Below are 619 nucleotides of genomic sequence, written 5' to 3'. Positions count from 1 at the left end.
CCCCTCGCGACCAGCCTGGCCAACCGGTTCGCCAACCGCGGCGAAACCCACGACGACCTGACCCAGACCGCCACCATCGGCCTCATCAAGGCCGTCGACCGCTTCGACCCCACCCGCGGCGTCGAGTTCGCCGCCTACGCCGTACCCACCATCGTCGGCGAAATCAAACGACACTTCCGCGACCACACCTGGGACGTGCGCGTACCCCGCCGCATCCAGGAACTACGCCTGCAGGTCGCCGAAGCCGCCAACACCCTGACCAACACCCTGCACCGCGAACCCACCCCCGCCGACATCGCCACCCACCTCGGCATCACCGAAACCGACGTCCGCGACGGCCTCACCGGCGCAGGCGCCTACAACGCCATCAGCCTGCAGACCCCCACCCGCCCCGGCACCGACAGCGGCGGCGAGATCGGCGACCTCCTCGGCGACACCGACCCCGACCTCGACCTCACCGAACTACGCGCCACCCTCGCCCCCGCACTGGCCACCCTCGACGAGCGCGAACGCCGCATCCTCGGCCTGCGCTTCTACCACAACATGACCCAGTCCCAGATCGCCGACCAGATCGGCGTCTCCCAGATGCACGTCTCCCGACTCCTCACCCGCGCCCTCA

Annotated in this window: 1 protein-coding gene; it reads left to right on the top strand. The window is 69.8% G+C overall.

Annotated features, from left to right (window positions below; genetic code table 11):
- The coding region (locus tag ABD211_RS32900; protein ID WP_344140419.1) for a SigB/SigF/SigG family RNA polymerase sigma factor at positions 1-619 on the top strand (619 nt) is incomplete at both ends.

Origin of the sequence: Luedemannella flava (assembly GCF_039528515.1) — a bacterium.
In the GTDB taxonomy this organism is placed as follows: Bacteria; Actinomycetota; Actinomycetes; order Mycobacteriales; family Micromonosporaceae; genus Luedemannella; species Luedemannella flava.
This window is presented reverse-complemented; position numbering and strand designations above follow the sequence as displayed.